The 22,254-nt window shown below is 69.5% G+C and carries 21 protein-coding genes and 1 pseudogene; 17 read left to right on the top strand and 5 right to left on the bottom strand.

The features are described 5' to 3' along the window. The first annotated feature begins 87 nt into the window (after positions 1-87). The 5 genes from ACKTSN_RS28390 to ACKTSN_RS28370 all read left to right on the top strand — a co-directional run bounded on the left by ACKTSN_RS28390 (position 88) and on the right by ACKTSN_RS28370 (position 3,815). Complete coding sequence (locus tag ACKTSN_RS28390; protein WP_409474944.1) at positions 88-1,467, top strand: diaminopimelate decarboxylase; 1,380 nt, start codon at positions 88-90, stop codon at positions 1,465-1,467. 170 nt (positions 1,468-1,637) lie between these two features. Further along, positions 1,638-2,030 carry a hypothetical protein gene (locus tag ACKTSN_RS28385; RefSeq protein ID WP_129799865.1) on the top strand — a complete coding sequence of 131 codons (393 nt, stop codon included), beginning with the start codon at positions 1,638-1,640 and terminating at the stop codon, positions 2,028-2,030. Further along, positions 2,027-2,869: a transcriptional regulator gene (locus tag ACKTSN_RS28380; RefSeq protein WP_409471699.1), complete on the top strand. Its 843-nt coding sequence runs from the start codon at positions 2,027-2,029 to the stop codon at positions 2,867-2,869. The genes ACKTSN_RS28385 and ACKTSN_RS28380 overlap by 4 nt, the downstream gene beginning before the upstream one ends. Before the next feature lie 67 nt (positions 2,870-2,936). Then, a complete protein-coding gene (locus ACKTSN_RS28375) occupies positions 2,937-3,425 on the top strand; it encodes a roadblock/LC7 domain-containing protein (RefSeq protein WP_409471698.1) in 489 nt (162 codons plus the stop codon). 15 nt (positions 3,426-3,440) lie between these two features. Further along, on the top strand, positions 3,441-3,815 hold the full coding sequence (locus tag ACKTSN_RS28370; RefSeq protein ID WP_409471697.1) for a hypothetical protein: 375 nt from the start codon (positions 3,441-3,443) through the stop codon (positions 3,813-3,815). A gap of 7 nt (positions 3,816-3,822) precedes the next feature. Here the strand turns inward: ACKTSN_RS28370 and ACKTSN_RS28365 are convergent, their stop codons facing one another. The 3 genes from ACKTSN_RS28365 to ACKTSN_RS28355 all read right to left on the bottom strand — a co-directional run bounded on the left by ACKTSN_RS28365 (position 3,823) and on the right by ACKTSN_RS28355 (position 6,872). Beyond that, a complete protein-coding gene (locus ACKTSN_RS28365) occupies positions 3,823-4,407 on the bottom strand; it encodes a hypothetical protein (protein WP_409471696.1) in 585 nt (194 codons plus the stop codon). A 99-nt stretch (positions 4,408-4,506) separates the two neighbouring features. Further along, on the bottom strand, positions 4,507-5,349 hold the full coding sequence (locus tag ACKTSN_RS28360; protein ID WP_409474943.1) for a MurR/RpiR family transcriptional regulator: 843 nt from the start codon (positions 5,347-5,349) through the stop codon (positions 4,507-4,509). A gap of 14 nt (positions 5,350-5,363) precedes the next feature. Further along, entirely contained in the window at positions 5,364-6,872 is a 1,509-nt protein-coding gene (locus ACKTSN_RS28355) for an aromatic amino acid ammonia-lyase (protein WP_409471695.1), read from the bottom strand. A 266-nt stretch (positions 6,873-7,138) separates the two neighbouring features. On the opposite strand from ACKTSN_RS28355, the gene ACKTSN_RS28350 reads away from it, so the two are divergent. Genes ACKTSN_RS28350 through ACKTSN_RS28330 form a run of 5 tightly spaced genes read left to right on the top strand, consistent with a single transcriptional unit; the run spans position 7,139 to position 13,556 of the window. Further along, positions 7,139-8,245 (top strand): TniQ family protein, encoded by a 1,107-nt coding sequence (locus ACKTSN_RS28350; protein WP_409471694.1) that lies wholly within the window; start codon positions 7,139-7,141, stop codon positions 8,243-8,245. Next, positions 8,242-9,003 (top strand): TnsA-like heteromeric transposase endonuclease subunit, encoded by a 762-nt coding sequence (locus ACKTSN_RS28345; RefSeq protein ID WP_409471693.1) that lies wholly within the window; start codon positions 8,242-8,244, stop codon positions 9,001-9,003. The genes ACKTSN_RS28350 and ACKTSN_RS28345 overlap by 4 nt, the downstream gene beginning before the upstream one ends. Continuing rightward, entirely contained in the window at positions 9,000-11,156 is a 2,157-nt protein-coding gene (locus ACKTSN_RS28340) for a transposase (protein ID WP_409471692.1), read from the top strand. The genes ACKTSN_RS28345 and ACKTSN_RS28340 overlap by 4 nt, the downstream gene beginning before the upstream one ends. After that, entirely contained in the window at positions 11,156-12,340 is a 1,185-nt protein-coding gene (locus tag ACKTSN_RS28335; protein WP_409471691.1) for a TniB family NTP-binding protein, read from the top strand. The genes ACKTSN_RS28340 and ACKTSN_RS28335 overlap by 1 nt, the downstream gene beginning before the upstream one ends. Before the next feature lie 58 nt (positions 12,341-12,398). Continuing rightward, positions 12,399-13,556, top strand: coding sequence for a TniQ family protein (locus tag ACKTSN_RS28330; protein WP_409471690.1), 1,158 nt, complete (start codon positions 12,399-12,401; stop codon positions 13,554-13,556). 73 nt (positions 13,557-13,629) lie between these two features. Here the strand turns inward: ACKTSN_RS28330 and ACKTSN_RS28325 are convergent, their stop codons facing one another. Together ACKTSN_RS28325 and ACKTSN_RS28320 are read right to left on the bottom strand one after the other, a co-directional pair. Continuing rightward, positions 13,630-14,526 (bottom strand): TniQ family protein, encoded by an 897-nt coding sequence (locus tag ACKTSN_RS28325; protein WP_409474942.1) that lies wholly within the window; start codon positions 14,524-14,526, stop codon positions 13,630-13,632. A 36-nt stretch (positions 14,527-14,562) separates the two neighbouring features. Then, a complete protein-coding gene (locus ACKTSN_RS28320) occupies positions 14,563-15,585 on the bottom strand; it encodes a LacI family DNA-binding transcriptional regulator (protein WP_409471689.1) in 1,023 nt (340 codons plus the stop codon). A gap of 145 nt (positions 15,586-15,730) precedes the next feature. On the opposite strand from ACKTSN_RS28320, the gene ACKTSN_RS28315 reads away from it, so the two are divergent. The 7 genes and pseudogenes from ACKTSN_RS28315 to ACKTSN_RS28285 form a co-directional block, all read left to right on the top strand. Next, a complete protein-coding gene (locus tag ACKTSN_RS28315) occupies positions 15,731-16,300 on the top strand; it encodes a TIGR00730 family Rossman fold protein (RefSeq protein WP_409471688.1) in 570 nt (189 codons plus the stop codon). 2 nt (positions 16,301-16,302) lie between these two features. Continuing rightward, the gene (locus ACKTSN_RS28310) at positions 16,303-16,935 is read left to right on the top strand and encodes an HAD family hydrolase (protein WP_409471687.1); all 633 of its coding nucleotides are present in this window, start codon (positions 16,303-16,305) and stop codon (positions 16,933-16,935) included. Continuing rightward, a complete protein-coding gene (locus ACKTSN_RS28305) occupies positions 16,932-17,960 on the top strand; it encodes a ribose-phosphate pyrophosphokinase-like domain-containing protein (RefSeq protein WP_409471686.1) in 1,029 nt (342 codons plus the stop codon). The genes ACKTSN_RS28310 and ACKTSN_RS28305 overlap by 4 nt, the downstream gene beginning before the upstream one ends. Next, positions 17,944-18,672: a ribulose-phosphate 3-epimerase gene (locus ACKTSN_RS28300; RefSeq protein ID WP_409471685.1), complete on the top strand. Its 729-nt coding sequence runs from the start codon at positions 17,944-17,946 to the stop codon at positions 18,670-18,672. The genes ACKTSN_RS28305 and ACKTSN_RS28300 overlap by 17 nt, the downstream gene beginning before the upstream one ends. After that, the gene (locus ACKTSN_RS28295; protein WP_409471684.1) at positions 18,669-19,247 is read left to right on the top strand and encodes a phosphoribosyltransferase family protein; all 579 of its coding nucleotides are present in this window, start codon (positions 18,669-18,671) and stop codon (positions 19,245-19,247) included. Before ACKTSN_RS28300 ends, ACKTSN_RS28295 begins: the two co-directional genes overlap by 4 nt. After that, the gene (locus ACKTSN_RS28290) at positions 19,247-20,635 is read left to right on the top strand and encodes an MFS transporter (protein WP_409471683.1); all 1,389 of its coding nucleotides are present in this window, start codon (positions 19,247-19,249) and stop codon (positions 20,633-20,635) included. Before ACKTSN_RS28295 ends, ACKTSN_RS28290 begins: the two co-directional genes overlap by 1 nt. A gap of 453 nt (positions 20,636-21,088) precedes the next feature. Then, a pseudogene (locus tag ACKTSN_RS28285) lies at positions 21,089-22,015 on the top strand (IS630 family transposase); the annotation flags it as partial. Positions 22,016-22,254: the final 239 nt, after the last annotated feature.

Raw genomic sequence — 22,254 nt, 5'->3', positions numbered from 1 at the left:
AGTCAATACCTTGGCCCCTCGGCGCGGGGGCACGGTGGATGTTTGGCTGGATGCATGGGCTCGGACATCGGCAGAACGGGGGACGGCATGGACAACGGCCACGAGGATCACGTGGGTGGCGGGGAGCGGGCCGCCCGGCGCGACGAGGCGGTACGGGCGGCGGTGGAGCAGGGGCTGCTCGGGCCCGGCATCCCCATCGTCGGTCTGCTCGACATCACCGGCATCCGGGAGTCGGCGGCCGAGCTGCGCGCGGCGTTCGACGCCGTCGTGGCGCCCGGCACGCCGGTGCTGCACGCCTTCGCGGTGAAGGCGACCCCGCTGGTGCCGGTGTTGCGGCTGCTGCACGACGAGGGCGTCGGCGCGGAGGTGGCGAGCCCGGGCGAGCTGGCGCTGGCGCGGGCGGCCGGGGTGGCGCCGGAGCGGACGGTGCTGGACTCGCCCGCGAAGACCCCGGCGGAGCTGCGCGAGGCGCTGGCGCTGGGCATCGCCGTCAACGCGGACAACCCTCAGGAACTGGACCGCATCGACGGTCTCATGCGGTCGGCGCCGAGCCGCTCCCCCATCGGGATACGGGTCAACCCCCAGGTCGGCGGGGGTTCCATCGAGGCACTCTCGACCGCCACGGCGACCTCGAAGTTCGGGGTGGCGCTGCGGGACGAGGGGGCGCGCGAGTGGGTGGTGCGGGCGTACGGGGAACGCCCCTGGCTGACCCGGCTGCACGCGCACACCGGCTCGCAGGGCATCCCGCTGTCCCGGATGACCGACGGCGTGGCGCAGACGTACGCGCTCGCGGAGGAGATCAACCGGCGGATCGGCCGTCGGCAGGTCGACACGATCGACATCGGCGGCGGACTGCCGGTGAACTTCGCCTCGGAGGCGACGACACCGACGTACGCGCAGTACGCGCGGATGCTGAGGGAGGCGGTACCAAGGCTGTTCGACGGGCGGTACGGGCTGGTGACCGAGTTCGGGCGGTCCCTGCTGGCCAAGCACGGGACGGTGGTGGCGCGGGTCGAGTACACCAAGAGCGCGGGCGGGCGGCCCGTCGCGGTGACACACGCGGGCGTGCAGGTCGCGACGCGGACGGTGTACGCGCCGGGGACGTGGCCGCTGAGGATCGCCGCGTACGACGCGAAGGGGCGGCCGAAGGAGGGGCCGGCGGTGGTGCAGGACGTGGCGGGACCGGCCTGCTTCGCGGGGGACCTGCTGGCCGAGGGTCGCGCGCTGCCGCTGCTGGAGCAGGGGGACTACGCGGCGGCACTGGACACGGGGGCGTACTACTTCGCCCACCACTACGCCTACAACTCGCTCGCCCGGCCGGGCATTCACGGCTTCGCCCCGGACGGTACGGGGGGCGTGGCCTTCGCGACCGTACGCGCTCCGCAGACCCTCGAGGAGATCGTGGCGGAGGCGGGAGGGGCGCACGCGACGGCGCTCACCACCCTGCGCACGCCGGACCGCCGTTGACGCCGACCGGTGGACGTGGTTGATCAACTGGCCTGAAAACAGGGCCAGTTGACCCACCCTAGTAACTCTGCGGCAAGTTCCACTGGAAAATGCCAGAACTCTCACCCGCCGCACACACGTTGCGTAGCCTCAGGGTTACTCAGCCGAACCCAGGCGGGAGGGGAGTCAGGGTGCCCGGAATCGACGAGTGCTTGCTGGAGGCCATGCGGCTGCCCGGTGCGCGGGGGGCCGCACTGGTCGACTGGACCAGCGGACTGGCCCTGGGCACCGTCGGTGAACCGCCGGGCGGCGACCACGAGACGGCGGCCGCCGAGGCCGCGGAGCTGGCCCGCCTGGCCGCCGAGCAGCGGGCGTTCGCACCCGACGACGGGGAGGAGGCGGCCGATCCGCCGGTCGAGGACCTGATCCTCAGCAACCGGGACAGCTATCACGTGCTGCGGTTCGTGCGGACGTCGTTCGACAGCAGCGTGTTCCTGCATCTCTGGCTGGCCCGCGCGGACGGCAACCTCGCACTGGCCCGTATCCGGCTGGGCGAGATGGCCGGACGGCTGGTGCTGGGATGACGATGGTCGGCACGACCCCACCGCCCCGGCTGCCGGTGCGGAACAAGGCGGCCGAGAGCCGTTCGGGCGGCGTCTCGCCGATGCTGACCCGGCTCGCCGCCGAGCGGGCCACCGGAGTCCTGGTCCGTGAGTGCGGCACGCTGTACCTCACCGAGGGCCGGGTGGTGCACGCCGAGAGCCCCCTCGCCCCCGGGCTCGACGTGATCCTCACGGCGCACGGCACGCTCGACGCGCGGGCCTGGCAGGACGCCGTCGACCGGGCCGACCAGCGGCATGACGCCGACCGCCTGCTGCTCGACGGCGGCCGTCTCGCCCCGGGCGCGCTGGAGCTGTGCCATCTGAGCGCGCTGTACGACGCCGCGTACTTCGCCCTCGCCCCGAGCCGCACGCCGGGCCGCTTCCACTACGGCACCACGCACTGGCTCGGATCGGTCCACCCCGTCCCGGTCGCCGCCGTGGAGCACGAGACGCTCCGCCGGCGCAGCCTGCTGCACCGCATCTGGCCGGACCCGGCGAGCGACAGCGCACTCCTGGAACGGGTCGACACTGCCGCGGCCCCCGCGGTCGCGCCCCGGCAGAGCGCGGTGCTGGCCCGGGTGGACGGCACACGCACCGCGCCGGACATCGCCCGCGAACTGGGCAGGCCGGCGTTCCACACCCTGGTGGCGGTACGGCGACTGGCAGCGGCCGGGCTGGTGGCTCCACGGACGCCGCCGACTCCCGCCGGGGCTGCTTCGGCCGCCCGCGCCGGAACCGGAATCGCCCCCGACGGCCTCAGGCCCGCCGCCCCCGACATCGCGCTGCTGAAGAGGGTCAGGGATGCGCTGGAGGCCCTTTGAACGACAGCAACCGCGGCAGCGGGCGCCGCACCACCCATCTCACCCGCCCGCCGAGAGGAGACCCCTGATGGCGGTGGAACCCCCGATACTCGACGAACTCCACCGGCTGAGAACCCGCGTGCCCCAGCTGACCGGCGCCCTCGCTGCCGGCGTGGACGGCCTGGTCATCGCCCACGACACCCCGGGCGTGGAGCCGGAGGGCCTGGCCGCGCTCACCGCAGCCGCACTCGGCGTCGCCGTGCGGATGGCCGACGTGACCGGTCAGGGCGACCTCCGGGAACTGCTCGTTCGCGGGGTGGACGGCTATGTCGCAACGTACGCGGCGGGACGTACCGCCGTGCTGACGCTGCTCGCCGAGGACCGCGTCAACGTCGGCCGCCTTCACCTGGAAGGCCGCCGCACCGGAGCCCGTATCGGCGAACTGGTCGGCGACGCCGTACGGGACACGGTCCCCGAGCCCCCCGCCAAGCCCGCCCCCGCCCGTCAGAAGGCCGTCCGCACGCCACGAACCCCACGCCCTCCACGAACCAACACACCTACAAACACGGAAAGTTGAGAGGAAACCGCAGCCATGGCCAACACCGAGACCGCACTGAAAGAAGCACTCGCCTCCATCGAGGGCGCGACCGGAGTCGCCCTCGTCGACTACACCAGCGGCATGGCCCTGGGCACGATGGGCGGCAGCAAGGGCTTCGACCTCAACGTCGCCGCCGCCGGCAACACCGACGTGGTCCGCGCGAAGATGCGCACGATGGAACACCTCGGGCTCAAGGGCCAGATCGAGGACATCCTGATCACGCTGTCGGACCAGTACCACCTGATCCGGTTGCTCAGCGGCCGCGGCGGCAACGGGCTCTTCCTCTACCTGGTTCTGGACGCCAAGCGGTCCAACCTCGCCATGGCCCGGCACCAGCTGCGACGGATCGAGGAGGAGCTCGAGGTCTGACGGGCGGTCAGACCAGCGCGGCGGTGCGGCGGCGGGAGCCGCCCGGGGCTGCGTCACCCGCCGCGATGCCCGTGCTGCGGTACGCCCTGACCGCCTTGCCGGCCGGGCGGCCGCCGTCGCGGGCGAGCCAGTCGACGCGCACCCACAGCAGCGTCTCCTCGGCCCGTTCGCGCCGCCCGAGCCACGCGGCCTTCAGCCACAGTCCCGCGCCGGTCCCGGCGAGCAGCATGCCGCCCGCCGCGGGCACGGCGTAGGAGCTGCCGAGCGCGGCGAGGAAGGCGAGCAGCAGCCACCAGCGGTGCCCGCGCCGCCAGTTGCGCACGGTCACCGCGCGGTCCTGGAGCACGTCGTGCTTGCCGGCGCGGGCGGCGCCGCGGGCGAGGGCGGCGTAGCGCCTGCGGCGGCGGAAGGCCACCGTGACGGCGGCGACGATGAACAGTGCGGCCCCGGCGAGCACACCGATCCTGCGCCCGGTGACGCCGGGGACCAGCACGCCGATGCCGGCCGCGAACACTCCGAGCCACCACAGTGGTGCGGCCCCCGCCCGTACGACACAGGCCACCCGAGCCAGCCCCTGACCTCCGCGTGCCACGTTCCGCCTCCTTGTCGCCTTGGCACAGCCCTGTCGTCGGGCAGATTAGCGAGCGAAAGTGAGACGCAGCTGAGAACACGCACCTGCGCAGGACCCGCCCTACTCCACGAACAGGCCCCGCGCCGCCGCCCGTGCGTCGAACTCCTCCAACCGGGCCTGCGCGTCCGGCAGGTCGTCGCACATCGCCTCCAGCAGGACCCGCCCGAGGAGCATCGGCGCACAGGCCGTGTCGAAGGCGAGCCCCGTGCCGACGGCGGCCGGCAGCAGCAGGTCGGACACCTTGGCGACGGGCGCGAAGGCGGAGTCGGCGACAGTCACGACGGACAGGCCCGCCTCCTTCGCATACGCCAGTGTGTCCACGACTTCGCGCGGATGCCGGGGCAGCGCGAAGCAGAGCAGCGCCGAGGCGCCGGCCCGTACGGCTCCGTCGATCCGGTCGTGGATCATCGTGCCGCCCTCGTGGAGCAGCCGTACGTCCGGATGGACCTTGGCGGCGAAGTAGGCGAAGCCGTACGCCTGGGAGGCCGCCGCTCTGAGGCCGAGCACCGGCAGCGGGCGGGAGGCGGCCAGCAGCCGGCCCGCCTCCTGCACCGGCCGCGGATCGGCGAGCAGTTCCGCGAGGTGCTTCAGATTCTCGATCTCGGCCTCGACGGCCTGCTGGTACTCGTTGTACGAAGCCGAGTCCGCGCTCTGTTCGGCGGGCGCGACCTCGCGCAGGTGCTTGCGCAGGGCCGGGTAGCCGTCGAAGCCGAGGGCGACCGCGAAGCGGGTGACGGACGGCTGGCTGACCCCGGCGAGTTCGGCGAGCTCGACGCTGGACAGGAACGGCACGTCGGCGGCCCGCCGCACCATGCTGTGCGCGATGCGCCGCTGGGTCGGCGTGAGCCGGTGCCCCTCGAAGAGCGCCTGCAGCCGCGCCGCCGGACTGTCTGGCACACCCATGTTCCTGTCCTCGCTCACGACGTGCTCCCCCTCCAGATGTCCGTGAACCGGTCGAGCAGTTCGGACGCCACCGTCACGTCGTGCGTGAGCGGCCGGTCGGCCGGGTCCGCGTCCAGCACCGACTCGGCGAGCTCCAGCGCCCGGCCCGCCAAAAGCTCCGGCTCGGGGCGGAGGTCGCGTTGCCGCAACGCCCGTACGGCAGCGACGAGTTCGCAGCCGACGACGAGACGGTACGCGCCGCACGCCCGCAGCGTCTGCCGTGCGGCGAGCGAGGCGAAACTGGCCTGTTCCTCGACACCTCGGGAGAGTACAGCGTGGCCGAGCGACGCGGGCGCGGAGAACGCACGCAGATCGCCGAGGGCGGCACCGGCGGCGTACTCGAGGATCATCACGCCGGAGGAGGCGGGCTCGTGGTCGGCGAGGAAGGGGCGCAGGCGGGTGTAGGCCGGCTCGTTCAGCGTCGACAGCCGTGACGTGGACAGGCGGGCGACCTGGGTTATGGCGAGCCTGAAGTGGTCCAGGGCGAGGGCGAGCTGCGCCTGGTAGAAGCCGCCGTGGTGGTACGCCGCCATGTCCTCGGGGGAGATCAGCGGGTTCTCCGCAGCCGCGTTGATCTCCACGGAGAGGACCTCCTCCAGGGCGTCGGCGGCGTCGTGCGCCGGGCCGTGGATCTGGGGCAGGCAGCGGAAGCCGTACGGGTCCTGGATCCGGCCGAGCGGTGGGGTGGGCCGGTCGGCGGCACCGATCAGCTCCCGCATCCGCCGGGCGACCTCGGCAGAGCCGCGGTGCGGGCGGGCGGCGTGCACGGGGGCGGCGTAGGCCTCGTGGGAGCCGTCGACGGCCAGCAGGGACAGCGCGGCGACGACCTGGGTGGCGGCGAGCAGGCCGCGCAGTTCGTGCAGGGCGAGCGCGGACTGGCCGAGGGTGAGGGCGTTGCTGCTGATCAGGGCCAACGCGTCGTTGTTGTCGAGGGGTTGGGGCGCGGGGGCGACCGTTCCCCGCCAGGGGTGCTCCCCGGCGAGCGCCAGCCCGACCTGCGCGAGCGCGGCGATGTCTCCCGTCCCGACCGACCCGAACTCGTTCACCACCGGGTACGCCCCGGTCTCCAGTGCCTCGCACAGCGCGGTGACGACGGACGGCCGCAGCCCGGCACCCCCGGCCAGCAGCTGGTTGGCGCGTACGGCGAGCATTGCCCGTACCTGCGGGGCGGGCAGCTCCTCCCCGATGGCGCCGGCGTGGCTGCGCAGCAGCCTCAGGCCGTGGTCGGCGGCCGCATCGGTGGGCACGTCCTCGTTCCGGTTGGCGCCGACGCCGGTGGAACGGCCGTAGACGCGACCGGTGGCGGCGATCCGGCGGGCGGCGTCCCAGGACTCCTCGGCGCGCTTCATCGCTTCGGTCCCCGGCACCGGCCGCGCGGCCCCGTCGGCGAGCCGGACGACATCCGCGACGCCGAGCCCACGCCCGTCGAGAACGACGAGGCCGGGGGCCACACCCTCCGGGGCGTCCACGATCCGAGACGACATCACGCGCATACCCTCCTCAAACCGGACACCTGATCTTGCCCACCAGCCATCCGTAACCGCGGATTAACGCCGGAGCATTGACAACCTATTCAGACACCAAGAACTCTGCATGACGTTATACAGGCCGGGCAAGGGACACCTCATGATCCAGTTCGACTGAGGGCCGGAAGTCCAAAACGAGAGTGTGAACCTCAATGCGATAGTGCACTTGATAGCGTGAACTTCAAGATGAGAGTGCTCTGGGACACCTTCGATGGGGTGAGCGTGTGCTGCCACGACGATTGGCCCTGGTCACGCCCCCGCGGCCAGGTGAGACGTTCGGGTCGTGGGTGGATCGGATGGCACGGGTGAACCGGTGTCCGCCGGCTGAGGTCGCCGACCTGATGGGACTCCGCCTGCGGGGTGCCTCCGGGGAAGTCCGACCGCCTGTGTTCGGGGTGCAGTCCGATGAGGCTGTTCGGCACACCGTGTACGCGGCGACGGGTATCTCTGGCGGCTTGGTGGACGGGATGCACCTGTCCGTTTTCGACGGCGGGCCGTTGAGCGTGGCGGCGGTGCTCTCGACAGCCAAGGCGCATCTGCCATCGACGGGGCGGGAGTGGGTGGAGGTGTACGGAAGCCGTGCGTGCCCGCACTGTCTGCTGGTGTCGGGTGGGGTGTGGCAGCTGTGGTGGAAGTTGTCGTGCGCCGCGGTGTGCCCTGAGCACCAGGTGATGCTGTTGGATCGTTGCCCATCGTGCGGTGGGGTCCTGCGGTGGGGTGGAAACCGCCCTCGAGTCGTGCCGGCGCAATGGGTCAGGCCACCGACTTGTTGCGCGAACTCCGTTCGCGGGAGGCCGTGTTCACAGTGGTTTCCCGCGATTCGAGCGAGGCGCGCACATGACCGGACGGTCGAAGCACAGCGGAGATGGCTGGACATCGCGTTCGGGCGGGCACGCCCTGTACTGGGAGGCGTGGATGTGCCGACGAGCGAATGGTTCGCGGCGTTCCGTGCGTGTGTGATCTTGTTGCGGCTTGGGTTGCCAAGAGCCTTGGGATGTCTGCCTGGTGTGCCTGTCTGGTGCGGTCGGGTTCTGCTGGCGGAACGCGGCGAGCGAGGGCTGCACCGGAGCCAGTTCGGGTGGGGTCCGGCTTCGGCCGAGGCCGCAGCGGCGTTCCTCGCGGTGGTGATGCCGCTGCTCGCGACAGCTAACGTGCGGGAATTGTCGCGGCGCCTGGCGCCGCTGGTGCGGACGGCTGTCGATGAGGGGTGTTTGGCGGCCCGGCCATTGGCGCGGCTCGCGGTGCCGGAGGTTTTCGCGGAGGCGGTGGCGGCGCAGGTTCCGGTGGGGCGCTCGGCCAGGAGTCCGTGGAGGAAGGGAGGTTCTTGGTGAACGGTGGTGTGAAGGTGCCGGAGCCATCTGTTCGGGAAATCGATCTGGTGCGGGTGCGGTACGTCGATGCCGAGGGGATCGAGCATGTAGTGCGGCTGGAGGAGGCGTCCCGCGTGCCGTTCGAGGACGGCCGGATGGTGCGGGCCATTCCCAGCTACCGGGACCAGGGGCACATGCCGGGCCAGTACTGGGTGGCGAAGTGGGGTGACTTCGTCGACTACGAGAGCGTGCTGGAGTCGAAGTGGCTCATGCTGCTGGACTTCGACCCGCAGGTGACCGCGTTCGTCTCACAGCCGTTGGAGTTCGACGCGATTGACGCCCGCGGGCCGTGGCGCCACACGCCGGATGTCTTCGCGCGCCGTCGGGACGGCAGCGTGCTGCTGCTGGATGTGAAGAACCCCGAGCTGCGGGACGACCCGAAGGTGCGGCTACAGGAGGAGCGCACTCGGCGTACGTGCGAGCGGTTGGGCTGGGAGTACGCGATGGTGTCGGAGCCGAGCGGTCAGCGCTGGGTGAACATCGACTTGCTGTCCAGCGCCAGGCGTCCGCTGCATCTGGGTGTGGAACTGGTGCCGCGTCTGCTGGAACTGGCCCGTGAGCCGGTGGAGATCGGGGAGTTGATGCGGTTCATGCAGTTTCCGGATCTGGCGCGCGGTGTGCTGTATCACCTGATGTGGCATCAGCGAATCATCACGGACCTGGACCGTCCGTTGCGGGAGACAACGCTGGTGAAGACCTCAGCGGAGGAGCGGGAATGACGGTCGACGGCGCGGTGCGGCTGCGGCACGGGACCAAGGTGTGGCTGGACGACGAGGTGCACACCGTGACCGGGGTGACCGATGCCGGGGTGCGCCTGCGTTCGGAGAGCGGCTCGTGGACCGTGATCGGCGTGGGGCACCTGCTCGCGGACCCCACCTTTCGTCCCTGCGATGGCGACGCGGACCCGGAGAGCGAGGACGCTGCTGAACACAGTGCCACGGCAGGCAAGTTGTGGCTGGATGCCGCTGCCCTGTTCGACAAGCTGAGTGACAAGCAGTTGGAGGACCTCCAGCGCGCCCAGGAGCACCTTCTGGAGATGACCACCGGTTATCGCAGTGGTGATCCGGAGGACGCGCTGCCCGGGGAACCCCGACCGGAGTACGCCCCGGACGTGTCGCTGGCCCAGCGGGTGCGGAGCAAGGCGGGAGAACTGGGCTACAGCGAGCCGCAGATCTGGCGGCGGCTGCGCAGGTGGCGGGAGGAGGGTCCGTGGGGGCTGCTGGACCGGCGCAGCCATCGGCCGTCGGATCCGCTGGCGGGCGTGGATCCCCGACTGGTCGATGCGATCCTGGCCCAGCACTACGTGACGGAGGAGGACGACTCGACCGGCAGCCTGAACCGCCTGCGCCGCCGGGTGGAGCGTCGCCTGGTCGATGTCCACGGCCCGGGCACGGTGAATGTGCCGTCGCAGAAGTCGTTCAACCGGTATGTCGCCGCTCTCCTGCCCGGCCGCTACACCACCGGGCAGGCCACGACGCGCCAGTCGGTGGCGAACCGGCCGGACGGGCACTACCAGCCGATCATCGCCAGCCGTCCCGGCGAGCTGGTGATGATCGACACCAGCTGGCTGGACGTACGCGCCTATGACCCGGTCGAGGACGTCGTCTTTTCGGTGGACCTGACGATCGCCATCGACGTGTGCACCCGCAGTCTGCTGGGGTGGCGTCTGGTACCCAAGGGCACGAAGGGCGTGGACGCGGGGCTGGTGATCGCGGACGCGATGATGCCGGAGCCGATGCGTCCGGGCTGGCCGGACGGATTGCGGCACCGGATGCTGCGTCTGCCGTGCGAGCCGCTGCTCGCGCAGGACGAGCGGTTCGCGGCCGCCGCGGCCCGTCCGGTGGTGTTTCCCGAGAAGATCGTGATCGACCACGGCAAGGCGTTCGCCTCGCAGGCGGTGAAGAACGTGTGCCGCCGCTACGGGATCACCATCCAGGACACCCGTAAGTACCGGCCTACCGACAAGCCACAGGTCGAGGCCGCGTTCAAGACGATCAGAAGCCAGTTCTCCGAGCACATCGCCGGATACAAGGGCAATCACGTGGTGCACCGGGGCCGGGACGTGGACGCGGTGGCCCGGTGGACGATCGAGGAACTGGAGGAGTTCTTCGCCGAGTACGTCGTTGCCGTCTATCAGCGGCGCCGGCACAAGGGTCTGGTGCTGCCGGGGTTCCCGGAGCTCAATCTGTCGCCGAACGACGCTTACCGATTGGCCGTGCACCGCTGCGGCTACATCGCGGCCCCGCGGGACCCCAACCTGTTCCTGGAACTGCTGCCGATCCACTGGTGCGCGGTCTCCAACCGTCGGATCCAGAAGGACTACCTGTACTACAGCGCGCCCATCCTGCGTACCCACAATGGGACCAAGTCCCCGTACGCACAGGCCAAGGGCGCCTGGCCCGTCCGCCACGACCCGCGGGACATGACGCAGGTGTACTTCCATGATCCCTACAGCGGTGTCTGGCACACGCTGCGCTGGACCCATGCGCTGACCGGTCTGGAGCCGTTCACCGACGTCACCCTGCGCCAGGTCAAACAGGAACTACGTGAACGAGGCCGCGACCCGGAAGATCAGGAGGCTGTCCTGGACGCGTTGTTGGACCTGCAGAACCGCACGGACGCCGCCGAGGCGTCTACCGCCCGTACCCGCCGGGCACGAGCCCGGGACGCCGAGCGCGCCAGGGCGGCAGCCCGGGACAAGGCTCGCACCGAAGTGGTCGACTCCGCCGCCGACGCCCCTGTCCAGGAGCCCCGGCTGCGAGTCGTGCCGCCGCTGCCCGCAGGGGACGAGGAAGAGGTCACGATCGACTTCGACGCTCTGCCCTCGTACGAGGTGTGGGGCGGCCGTCCGGAGGGGAACGACGCCCCGTGATGGCCCCACTGCCTCCGGAGGATGTGGAATGCCTGCACCCGGGGCTGGCCGAACCGCGTATGAAAGAGGATTGGTTCGCGTACGTCTTCTATGATCCGCCGTCTCGGCCGTTCCTGCCCTCGTACGAGGTCTACTTGGCGATGGACGGCGCTGAACGCCGTCGTCTGAACCGGATCCGCAACCGTTACCACAGCGCCCTGGTGCTGGCCTGGACGCCGGCCGTGCAGCACTTCGAGACGGAGATCACGGAACTGCTGGCCGCCAACGAGATGGCTCCGCCGGGTGCCCGGCTCGGACTGCTCATCGACGGCCCGCCCACCGTCGGCAAGTCCACCCTGGTCAAGATGATCGCCCGGAAGTTCGAGCAGGAGCTGCGGGAGGACTTTCCCGAACGGTTCGTCCCCGAGCGGCTGGGCTCCTACGTCCCCGTCGTCTACATCTCCCTCACCGACCAGGTCACCCCCAAGCAGATCTCCCTCGCGATCGCCCGTTACCTGAACGTCCCCACGAGTGGCACCAAGGACACGATCGACGACCGCGTCCTGACCGCGCTCACAGCCAGCGGCACCCAGCTGATCATCTTCGACGACCTGCACTTCCTGGACTGTTCCCTCAAGGAGGGCCGGGCCTCCAACGACCACATCAAGTTCCTGGCCAACCATGCCCCGTGCACCATCGTCGGCACCGGCGTCGACCTTGAGAACAGCCCGCTGCTCAGCGAGGGCGGCCCCATCGGCCCCCGCACGAAGTCTGCCCGCCCCAAGAGTCCGGCCAGCGGACCCAGGACACAGACCGCCGGCCGCTTCAGCCGCCAGGAACTCGCTCCCTTCGCCCTCGACAGCAACGATCGCATCCTCCAATGGGTCGCTGTCATCCGCTCGTTGGAAAGCTCGCTGGCCCTGTACCAGCACAAGGAGGAGAGCCTGACCCGTCGGCACTGGCGCTACCTGCACGAGCGCACCGACGGGAGTATCGCCGGCCTCCATGCCCTCATCCGCCGCAGTGCGGTACGCGCCGTCCAGCAGGGAACCGAGGCCATCACGCGGGAAATCATGGACTCTATCGTCCTGTCGTACGCTCACGAACGCGCCTACGCAAAGGTCACGGAACTCAAATCCCGTCAGGCGGCAACGGAAGCGAAGAAGCAGAGCCAGAAGCAGCGGGCGGCCGACGGAACCGCTTGAGGAGGCCAACAGCGGCCACCCTGACGCCCGTTATGACCATACTGGCAAGATCAGCATCATGCCCCCGCCACTGCGCCGCCTGGCCCTGGTGCCCGAGCTGTACCCCGGCGAGTCCCTGCTCAGCTGGGTCGATACACTCGCCCGCCTGAACCGCGTCAGCCGCATCCACTCCCTGCGTCTGGCGGCCTTCGTCCGCGCCAACGCCGCCTGGTACCGGCCCGGCGTGCACTTCGGCGCCTACGTGTCCGCCAAGACGATGGACCGTGTCCAGGCCACCACTGGGCTGTCCGCGGAACAACAACGCCGGATGACGCTCATGCACTTCGCCGCCGGCGTGCTGCCCGCACTAGCCTCTCCTTCGCACCAGACGGCTGCTGCCGTCTGGCTGGCCCGCCTCCGGCTCGCCCTGCCGGACCGGTCGCGCGCATGCCCGCCCTGTCTGCGCGAGAACGGCGGGCGCTGGCTGCTGCGGTGGCGGCTGACCTGGTCCTTCGCCTGCGTACGACACCGCGTCTATCTCCTCGGCGCCTGCCGCGGCTGCGGCAACGGTCTACACCAGGTCGTTCCCGGTCCGACCGACGCCGCCGTCTGCGGCCAGTACGACCGCAGCCGTCGGGGACGTGTCTGCCCGCAGGTCATCTCCCGCATGCGCCCTGCTCGGCTCTCCGATGCGCACCTGCTGGAGTGCCAGCGCCGTCTCGAAGATCTCGTCGACCGCCCACACCGCGAGGGCGGCCAGGACATCCTGCGGTCCTTGCACAGCGCGTTGGAAGGCATCCGCATCGGCTACGACGACGCCCCGCCGTTGCCGGATACCGACGCCGTGCTCCACCGGCGCTGGCGCGGCCATGGCGGCGCCCTGGGGTACCGGAACGATCCGCTACTGACGGCCGCCCTCATCAAGATCGCGACAGTGGGCGGACTCGCCCCTGACCACGACGCCCGGGCCCAGACTGACGCTGCGTCGTGGTCAGCCAGAAGTCTCCTCCCCTCGCACAGTGCTGCGTCGGCCAAGGTCCTGTCAATCGCTTCGGCGGCGCGTGCCGGGCGGTCCGTTGCGCGGTCTGGGTGCCGCCCGGGCACGGACACATCGTGTACACGAAGGACGGATGGCACGTGCTGTGCCCCACGCATGCGGGGCACAGCAGTCGTGACGATCGCCCACGGTTCCACAGTGCCTCGGCCTGTGCCGTACGACGAGACCGCAACGCGGTGAAGGCGGAGAGCGAGCGAGCCGGCCCCGCGCGTCAACCACCGGTCACATCCACACTCCGGCTGATATCCCCCGCTCAGGGCGCCTGGATCCCCGAGTGGTTAGCCAGTACGGTCCGAGCGGCGATGCGTACCAGCGCGGAGACCGCAGCGGGCGATCCATGTTCCAGAGTCCACGACAGCGGAGGCTGCCACGGCTGTCGCTCTACGTCATGCACGGCGCGGATGACGGCGCTCTCCATCCCGTCAAGGAGACCGGCTGTCGTCTTCCGTCGTGTGGCGTCGTGGACAATCCGGGCCAGATGCTGCAGCAGTTGGCGCGAGGCCTCGTTGTGAGAGGCGTCGGCAGGGAGCAGAAGCGCGGAGACACGGCGCTGGATGTGGAGGGCCTCCTCGTCGTTCACCGGGAGTGCCTGCATCTCCGCCACCGGGAACCCGCACACAGCTGCCCCACTGCGTCTTTGGCCGCGTCCCTGCCGCACCGTCGGCCGGATACAATGTGTGCGCTGACCGGTAGCGGTCGCCTCCAGGCGCCAGTAGAGCCGCAACTCGCAGCGCGGGCAGCGGTCCACCAGATACACCAGGTGATCCGCGCACAGGAAGGTCCACTTCAGCCGCCAGCTGAGCAGCCACCGGCCGCCTGACGCATGGATGCACAGCGGACACGCTGCCGAGTGCTCACGGCGCAGCCATGGATTGCTCACTCGCTCACTCATGTCCGGGGCCAGCTGCGGCAGCGCCGTGGGAGTGTAGAAGCTGAACAGCATCCGCTCCACCTGCGCCGGACGCAGACCGGTCCGCTGCCGCAGTTCTTCCAACTGCCTTGGACTCAGGTGGAATTGATGTGTGCTGAAGCTCGCCGTACCCGAGAGCCCCAGTACCCGCAGTGCCGCCGCTCGCGACAGCTGCATGGTCACCGCAACCGTGTCGACCCAGCTGACGAACGACTCTCCGGGAAACGGGACGGGGACCATTCCGAGCCGCCGGACACGCTCTTCCTCACCCACGGTTCAGGCAGCCTGGGACGGCGGCCCGGTGGAGCCTCGCACCACGAGGTGGACCGGCAGGGAGACTGGGTCATTTGTCACCCCTTGACGCAGGCGCAGATACGCGTGCATCCCCTGGGCGCCCAACTCCTCAGCGGGTAGGCAAACGGACGTCAACTGTGGGTAGAGCAAGGAGGCGATCGGGAGGTCGTTGAAGCCTACCACCGAAAGATCATCAGGGATAACTATGCCCAGTTGAGAGGCCGCCGCATAGACGCCCACCGCGATGTTGTCGTCGTCGCAGATCACTGCGGTGGGGCGGTGGGCCTTCGCCAGCACCTTCGTCACCCGGTCGCGCGCATCTGCGGGCTCGAAGGAACACGCGACCTGATAGGCAGCCAGATCAGGGTAGGTCAGGCTTCCCCTAACAAACGCAACAGATCGAGAGGTAAAGGTCCAGGCGGACCGCGAGGCACGTACGTGAAGAATCCGCCGGTGCCCCAGCCCTACCAGATGCTTCACAGCCTGCTCCATGCCTCCGGTCACGTCCATGCTCACCACGGGAGCCTCGAAAGACGGGGCGTCATCCAGCACCACCAGCGGCAGTCCGTCCCGCAAAGCTGAGACCGAATCAGGCGACACCGAGCAGGAGATGACACCGTCGATCGCCTGCTGCGGCGCCGAGAACGGGCCCCGGCCGTCCTCGGCGCCCAGCGGGAAGAGCACCAGGCCGACCCCGTGTTCCATGCCGACCCGGGCCGCGCCGGCGTGGACGGCCGCAAAGAAGGGGTTGGTCAGCGCTGGTACGACCATCAGAGCCGCACCGGTGCCACCGAGTCGGAGGCTGCGCGCGGCAATGTTGGTGCGGTATCCCATCACGCGAGCGGTGTCGATGACCCGCCGCGCCGTCTCCTTCCCGATCCGGTTCTGCCACTTGCCGCTCATAACCAAGGAGACCGTGGACTGCGACACGTTCGCCGCACGCGCCACGTCTGTTGCCGTCACCTGGCGAGGTGCAGCAGCCCCGTCTTGACCCGAACTGATCATCAGTCACCTTGACTATTCGCCTTGGACCTTCGCCCAAAGCCCGTGTACTGTCAAAATCGCCCGTCATACGTATGATGACATGCACCGCCGCCTCTTGCCTCTGAGGGTAAGGGGCTTGGTCATTACCAAGGCTGAGGACTTACCTGTGCTTCACATCACCGTATTCTGTGGCGCCTCGCCGGGTCACCACCCCGTCCATCTGGAGGCGGCCACAGCATTCGGGCGGTTACTGGTCGAGGCGGATCTCGGCCTCGTGTACGGAGGGGCCTCCACCGGTCTGATGGGGGCGCTCGCGGACGCCGTCCTGTCGAACGGCGGCCGCGCGATCGGCGTGATGCCACACGACCTTGTCCGGCACGAAGTCGCACACGCCGGTCTAACCCAGCTACACGTAGTCGACAGCATGCACGAACGTAAGGCCCGGATGGCTGACCTCGGCGACGCCTTCGTCGCTTTACCCGGTGGATTCGGTACCGCGGAGGAACTGTTCGAGATCCTGACTTGGGCCCAGCTGGGATTACACGACAAGCCGTGCGCGCTACTCGACACTAACGGGTTCTACTCGCCGCTGCTTGCGTTCCTGCGTCATGCCGTCAACGAGGGCTTCATCCACCAGCGGTACCTGGACAACGTCATCGTCTGCGACCGGCCACAGGACGTGCTCGTGCAGCTGACCAAGCACCGGGCGCTTCCCCATCTGTTCGAGACGGCATGAGCATGCGGCAGTTAGCCAACCAATCCCCGATCCGACTCGCCGTGTTCGACATGGACGGGACCCTGCTGCCCGGTACCACCGCGTGCCAGCAGATCGCCCTTGCCGCCGAAGCCCCCACCGTCATAGAACAGTTGGAGCACGACTACCGGAACGGGCTGATCGACAGCACCGTCTTCGCCGAGCGCGCGCTAGAGTCCTGGGCTCACGCGGGCGACGACCTCTACCAGCGGGCCTACCTGGCAGCGCCGAAGATCGCCGGAGTCGACCGCACACTCCGCTGGCTCCGCTCCCACGGCATCGTCACCTGCCTGGTGACCATGGCGCCCAGGCAGTTCGCCGAGTGCTTCAGTGACTTCGGCCATGTCTACGCATCGACCTACCCCACGGACATCCTCAATCCCGAGGACAAGCCGCACGTTGTCCGGGAGCTCCAGCAGAAACTGGGCATCGCTGACTTAGAGACGATCGCCTTCGGCGACTCTGATTCGGACCTTCCGCTGTTCCAGAGGCTAGGCCGGACCGTGGCCGTCAACGCCACACCGAGCCTGCTCTCTGTCGCGGCACACAGCTACGAGGGTGACGACATCTGGGACGCACTTCGGCTGGTGTGCCCCGAGGCGGAGTCAAGGTCGTGAGGCCAGCGACAGCGATTCTCGCCGTGTGCCGGGCGTTCGGGCGCGACTTCCCCGGCCAGTCCACGAACCTGACTACGGCGCTTCAGGAGGCCGGACTTGCCGTTGACCTGCACCCTGCCGTAGACCAGCGCTTCCCCGACGGGGAGTTGTGCATAGACATCCCAGTGGACCCGGCCGTACGACCGGTTCTGCTGACTCAATCTCTCACTGGGCCGCATGCCGATCCAGACAGCGCGCTACTGGCGCTACTCGCTACCGCCCGGTCGTACCGGGAGCACGGCGCGGGTCCCATCACCGCCTTCGTCCCGCACCTGGCGTACGCTCGGCATGACCGGCATGTCCCCGGCCAGCGTCGTCCGTTGATGGCGGCCCTGCTCGGCGACCTCGCCGCCGCAGCCGGCCTCGACCACGTGATGACCCTCGCGTCTGGGGCCCAGGATCTGCTCCAGGCGCTGTTCGTCGGCAGCCGGCTGACTTTCCTCGCGGCGCAGCCGCTCCAACTCGAACTACTGGGGAAGCTCAGCGTCCCGCCGACGTTGCTGGCGGCCCCCGATGCGGGAGCCGCCCCTCGCGTCCGGGAGCTGGGCCGAGCGCTGGGCGTGCCGACTCTGGCGGCCGAGAAGCAGCGGCTCGGGCCGGAACAGGTCCTCGTCACGCTTGGAGGCGACGATCGGTTGCCGGCGAACGGCCACGCCGTGATCGTCGACGACCTGGTCACCAGCGCTGGCACCCTCGAAGGCATCACCCGGGCGCTGCGCGAGCAGTCGCCCGGCCTGCGGGTGAGCGCAGTCGCCACGCACCTGCGCCCCACCGCGCGCGGGCTGGAGCGGCTCCGCAACCTGTGCGGGCCCGAACCTGCGCTGAATCTAAATGTCACCGACTCGGCCGGCCACCGGCCGTCACTCGCCGGACTGACCGTGTCACCCGCACTCCCCTCGCTGTCCCGAGCCGTCGCAGCCTCCTTCCTCGCCAACCTCGAGGACAGCCTGCGGTTACCAAGGAGTTCTCGTGCAGTCCTTCGCTGAACCGTCCGCCACATGGCCCCCGACACTTGCCCTCCCCACGCTGTCCATCTCCGTCGTCTGTCTGGACCAGACCCGGCTGGGTGAGCACGTCGAGGAGCTGCGCGGGCTGAACGTCGAACGCCTTCACGTCGACGTTGCCGATCCCGCCTTCGGCGGCGCGCCGGGCCTCCCGCTGGAGACGATCAGTGACCTCCGTCACCACTGCGACCTGCCGATCGACGTGCATGTGATGCTGTCCGAGCCCGAACGGCTACTCGACGACATCGTCGACCGGGGCGCGGACGCTGTCTCTGTCCACCAGCGCTCGCTGACACCCCGTCTGACGCGCATGCTGCGCAGACTCGCGGAGAACGGGGTAGAGACCGGACTGGCCGTCGACCCGGGCGAGAGCATCGACGCGGACTCCGTCGCCGCGGTCCGGCCCGAGCGGCTGACCGTGATGACCGTGGCCCCCGGCGGCGCAGGCCGCCCCTTCCGCGAGGAGGCACTCGCGACCGTCCACGACGCCGCCCTGTTGAAGAAACAGGGCGTCATCCACCGGGTCGAGGTGGACGGTGCCGTGGGACCCGCCACCGCGCCCCGGATGCTGAACGCCGGCGCCGACCAGCTCGTCCTCGGCAGCTCCGCGTTCCCCCACCGCTCGGCGCGGGACCACCGCCTCGCCGAACTGCGCCTCTCACTCGAATCCCTGCTCACCACCACTTCCCGATGAGGAATAGCACCGTGGACATCCACCCCATCCGGATCGGCACCGTCCAGCGTGACCTGCCAGTCGTGCCGGTCTCCGCCGACCTCTCCATCGCTTTCCTGAAGCTCTACGGCGACCTCCCGCTGGTCGAGGCCGCCACCACCGAGCTCGCCGCGCGGCTCGAACCCGGCATCGACATCATCGTCGGGCCCGAGACCGGCGGCATCCTGCTCGCTCACAAGATCGCTGAGAAGACCGGCAAGCCCTACGTGGTGGCCCGCAAGAAAATCCGGCCGTACATGCGGAGCCCTTTGTCCGTCCCCGTCAGCACGATCGGGACAGCGGGCGTGCAGCAGCTCGTCCTCGGCGAGGACGATGCCGTGCTACTCAACGGCGCGCGGGTGGCCGTCGTGGACGAGGTGGTCAGCAGCGGCGGCACCCTCACGGCCCTGGGTGAGCTCATCGCCAAGGCCGGTGGCCGCATCGCCCAGACGCTCGCCGTCGCAACCGAGGGCGCACCGAGGCCGACCGTGGTCAGCCTCTGTCACCTGCCGCTCTTCCCAACGGACGGAGCCATGGCTGAGGCGGCCCAAGCCTGATGCCGCAGGGCACCGGACGGGCACAGATGCTGGCGCTGTGCCTGGTCAACTTCCTCGTGGCGCTGGAGTTCTCCATCGTCAATGTCGCGCTGCCCGCCCTGCAGCAGGATCTCGACATCCAGGCGACCACCGCACAGTGGATCCTCTCCGGCTATGCGCTCGCATTCGGATCGGCACTGCTGTGCGGCGGCCGGGTGGCCGACCTGCTCGGTGCCCGGCGTGTCCTACTGGCCGGGCTGCTGGCCTTCGTCGCCACCTCGGCAGCCGCCGCAGCCGCGCCCAACTTTGCCTTGCTGGCCGCCTGCAGGGTCAGCCAGGGGGCCAGCGCCGCAGCCGCCACACCGGCAGCGCTCGGACTGGTTACCAGGCTGTTCGCGGGCCCTGACCGGCTCCGCGCCCTCAGCTGGTGGGGAGCCGCCGCCTCGCTCGGCTTCGCCTGCGGCGCGGTCTTTGGCGGTGTGCTGACCGGAGTGGCCGGCTGGCGGTCGATCTTCCTCGCCTGCGCGGCCCTCGGCTGCGTTGCCATCGCCCTCGTCCGCTTTCGAGTACCCGACCTGCCCAGGGCAGTCGGCGCCCAGCCGGACTGGCTCGGGGCCGTCCAGATGGCGTTGTGCGGCGCCGCGCTCATCATGACCCTTTCGCTGGCACCGCGTGCCCAGCAGGAGCCGGGACTCCTCCTGCTCTCCGGAATCGCTGCCACCATGCTCGCCACCGCTCTGGTGTTCCGTCGGCGGCGACACCCGGCACCGCTGATACCGCACGGCTTCCTCACCCGCAGGGTGGTCCTCCAAGGGAACCTCTTCGGTGCCTGGGCCGCAGCGGCGGGCGGGTCGATGGTCTATTTCGCGACTTCCCTCATGCAGTCGGCGCTGCACTGGTCAGATGCCGTCACCGGACTGATGCTCCTGCCCGACGCCGCGGCGGCGGCCGTGGGCGCCCGTGTCGCCGCACCCCTGAGCCGCCGACTCGGTCGCACCCAGACCTGCCGGGCCGGACTAGCCGCCATCCTGACAGGCATGGTCGTGCTCGCCGCCACCCCGCTCGATGCTGCGGCCGTCGGGGTGCTCGTGCTCGGCACCTCCCTTGTGGGCTTCGGTCTCGTGCTCGTCGCGGTGGTCGCCTCGATGCTCGCATCCGACGGGCTGCAGGAGGGCGAGCACGGGCTGTCAGGTGGCGTACTGATGACCACTCAGCAGCTGGGGGTCTCGATCGGTCTGGGCTGCCTGCTCCTAGTGGCCCAGCTCGCCCCCGGGACACCGACCTCGGTCGGCTCGATCAGGGCCTGCTTCCTGGCCGGCGCGGGCCTGGCCGCGCTCGCCTGCCTGAGGATCGCCTCGGCTTCGCGGTCCAAGAATGCCGCAGCCGCGGACGCAGCTACGGACGCATGACGGGGCTGGTGTCGGCGTACACCTGAACGGCCAGTGGGGTACGGGGATACGTCCCCACCCTGAAGAGGGACTTGTGCAGGCCGGAGAATCGGAGCCGCCCGATCTCTGAGAGCGGGACAAGACGGCCAGTCAAGGGCGCCGTTCGGGCGGCTCTGCGCAATGGGGCGGCGCCCCACCCTGGACAGCCCACCCTGCCCCCGAGGGGCGGTGTGTAAGGGCGAGCAGTCGGTCGAGCCTGTGTCGAGAAAGCTCGTTTCGGAGCTACACCAAGCGGGTGGCCGTCGCCGACGAAAGCCTGACCACTCCACGCGCCAGCCGTGTCCTCGTCGTTCGACGGCAAGACGAGGTCCGCGGCGCGTCCCACCTTCTCAGGCGCGTTCGCGGGGCACCCAGCCCAGCCAGCCGCAGCACGGCCAGGTCATCTATTGATCCGAAACGATCGTTAGTAGTTGCGTGACTTCTGCTGCTGGTGCGTCAGTTCCTCGTCGGGGCCCGAAGCTGGAACCGTTGCTGCTGTCTGATGACGAGCGGGCGGTGTTGGAGCGGTGGACGCGGCGGGCGTCGTCGGCCCAGGCACTGGCCCTGCGCGCGCGGATCGTGCTGGCGTGCGCGGGGCCGGAGGTACCGCCGATCGTCGTGGTCGCACGCGAGTTGCGGGTGGCCGCCGACACCGTCCGCAAGTGGCGGCGCCGGTTCCTGGCGGAGCGGCTCGACGGCCTGGTCGATGAGCCCCGGCCGGGCCGGCCACCCACGATCAGCGTGGATCAGGTGGAAGCGGTCGTGGTCACGACGCTGGAGGAGATCCCGAAGAACGCCACCCACTGGTCGCGGAAGTCGATGGCGGAGCACAGCGGCCTGTCGAAGTCCACTGTCGGCCGGATCTGGCGGAGGTTCCAGCTCAAGCCGCATCTGACGGACACCTTCAAGCTGTCGACGGACCCGTTGTTCGTGGAGAAGGTTTACGACGTTGTCGGCCTGTATTTCAACCCGCCCGAGGGTGCGGTGGTGCTGTCGGTGGACGAGAAATCGCAGATCCAGGCCCTGGACCGGTCCCAGCCGGTGCTGCCGATAATGCCGGGCATGCCTGAGCGGCGCACCCACGACTACGTCCGCAACGGGCTGACCACTTTGTTCGCCGCGTTCGACGTCGCCACCGGCGAGGTCATCAGTGCTCTGCACCGCCGGCACCGGGCAGCGGAGTTCAAGAAGTTCCTGATCCGGATCGACAAGGAAGTGCCCGCGCACCTGGCGGTTCACCTGATCTGCGACAACTATGGCACCCACAAGACGCCCGCGATCAGGACGTGGCTGGCCAAGCACCCACGTTTCCATATGCACTTCACCCCGACCGGCTCCTCCTGGATCAACCAGGTCGTGCGACACGAAGTCGCTTGAGAAGAGTGGGAATCACCAGGAGGTTCGACGATGTCGAAGGTGTAGACCCGAGCCAGTGCGCAGGGCTCGTTCCCGCCTCAGCGTGCGTCGCGAGTAATCGCGGGGTGCGAAGCCTGAGGAAAGGCCCAAGGATTCCCGTTCCATCCGGGGATTACAGGCCGGGAAATGCCGGACGGGTGAATGCAAATGAACCCTTGATGATGCCTCGTCATGAGCGCTCTCGC

This window comes from Streptomyces flavusporus (genome assembly GCF_046267975.1).
Lineage (GTDB): Bacteria > Actinomycetota > Actinomycetes > Streptomycetales > Streptomycetaceae > Streptomyces > Streptomyces flavusporus.
This window is presented reverse-complemented; position numbering and strand designations above follow the sequence as displayed.

Bases quoted from the DNA above. Each gene is read 5' to 3' on its own strand.
- ACKTSN_RS28310 (WP_409471687.1), top strand. From the start codon at position 16,303: ATGCGGCAGTTAGCCAACCAATCCCCGATCCGACTCGCCGTGTTCGAC.
- ACKTSN_RS28355 (WP_409471695.1), bottom strand. From the start codon at position 6,872: ATGTCGTCTCGGATCGTGGACGCCCCGGAGGGTGTGGCCCCCGGCCTC.
- ACKTSN_RS28320 (WP_409471689.1), bottom strand. From the start codon at position 15,585: ATGATCAGTTCGGGTCAAGACGGGGCTGCTGCACCTCGCCAGGTGACG.
- ACKTSN_RS28390 (WP_409474944.1), top strand. From the start codon at position 88: ATGGACAACGGCCACGAGGATCACGTGGGTGGCGGGGAGCGGGCCGCC.
- ACKTSN_RS28330 (WP_409471690.1), top strand. From the start codon at position 12,399: ATGCCCCCGCCACTGCGCCGCCTGGCCCTGGTGCCCGAGCTGTACCCC.
- ACKTSN_RS28380 (WP_409471699.1), top strand. From the start codon at position 2,027: ATGACGATGGTCGGCACGACCCCACCGCCCCGGCTGCCGGTGCGGAAC.
- ACKTSN_RS28340 (WP_409471692.1), top strand. From the start codon at position 9,000: ATGACGGTCGACGGCGCGGTGCGGCTGCGGCACGGGACCAAGGTGTGG.
- ACKTSN_RS28290 (WP_409471683.1), top strand. From the start codon at position 19,247: ATGCCGCAGGGCACCGGACGGGCACAGATGCTGGCGCTGTGCCTGGTC.
- ACKTSN_RS28335 (WP_409471691.1), top strand. From the start codon at position 11,156: ATGGCCCCACTGCCTCCGGAGGATGTGGAATGCCTGCACCCGGGGCTG.
- ACKTSN_RS28375 (WP_409471698.1), top strand. From the start codon at position 2,937: ATGGCGGTGGAACCCCCGATACTCGACGAACTCCACCGGCTGAGAACC.
- ACKTSN_RS28295 (WP_409471684.1), top strand. From the start codon at position 18,669: ATGAGGAATAGCACCGTGGACATCCACCCCATCCGGATCGGCACCGTC.
- ACKTSN_RS28360 (WP_409474943.1), bottom strand. From the start codon at position 5,349: ATGGGTGTGCCAGACAGTCCGGCGGCGCGGCTGCAGGCGCTCTTCGAG.
- ACKTSN_RS28370 (WP_409471697.1), top strand. From the start codon at position 3,441: ATGGCCAACACCGAGACCGCACTGAAAGAAGCACTCGCCTCCATCGAG.
- ACKTSN_RS28325 (WP_409474942.1), bottom strand. From the start codon at position 14,526: ATGGTCCCCGTCCCGTTTCCCGGAGAGTCGTTCGTCAGCTGGGTCGAC.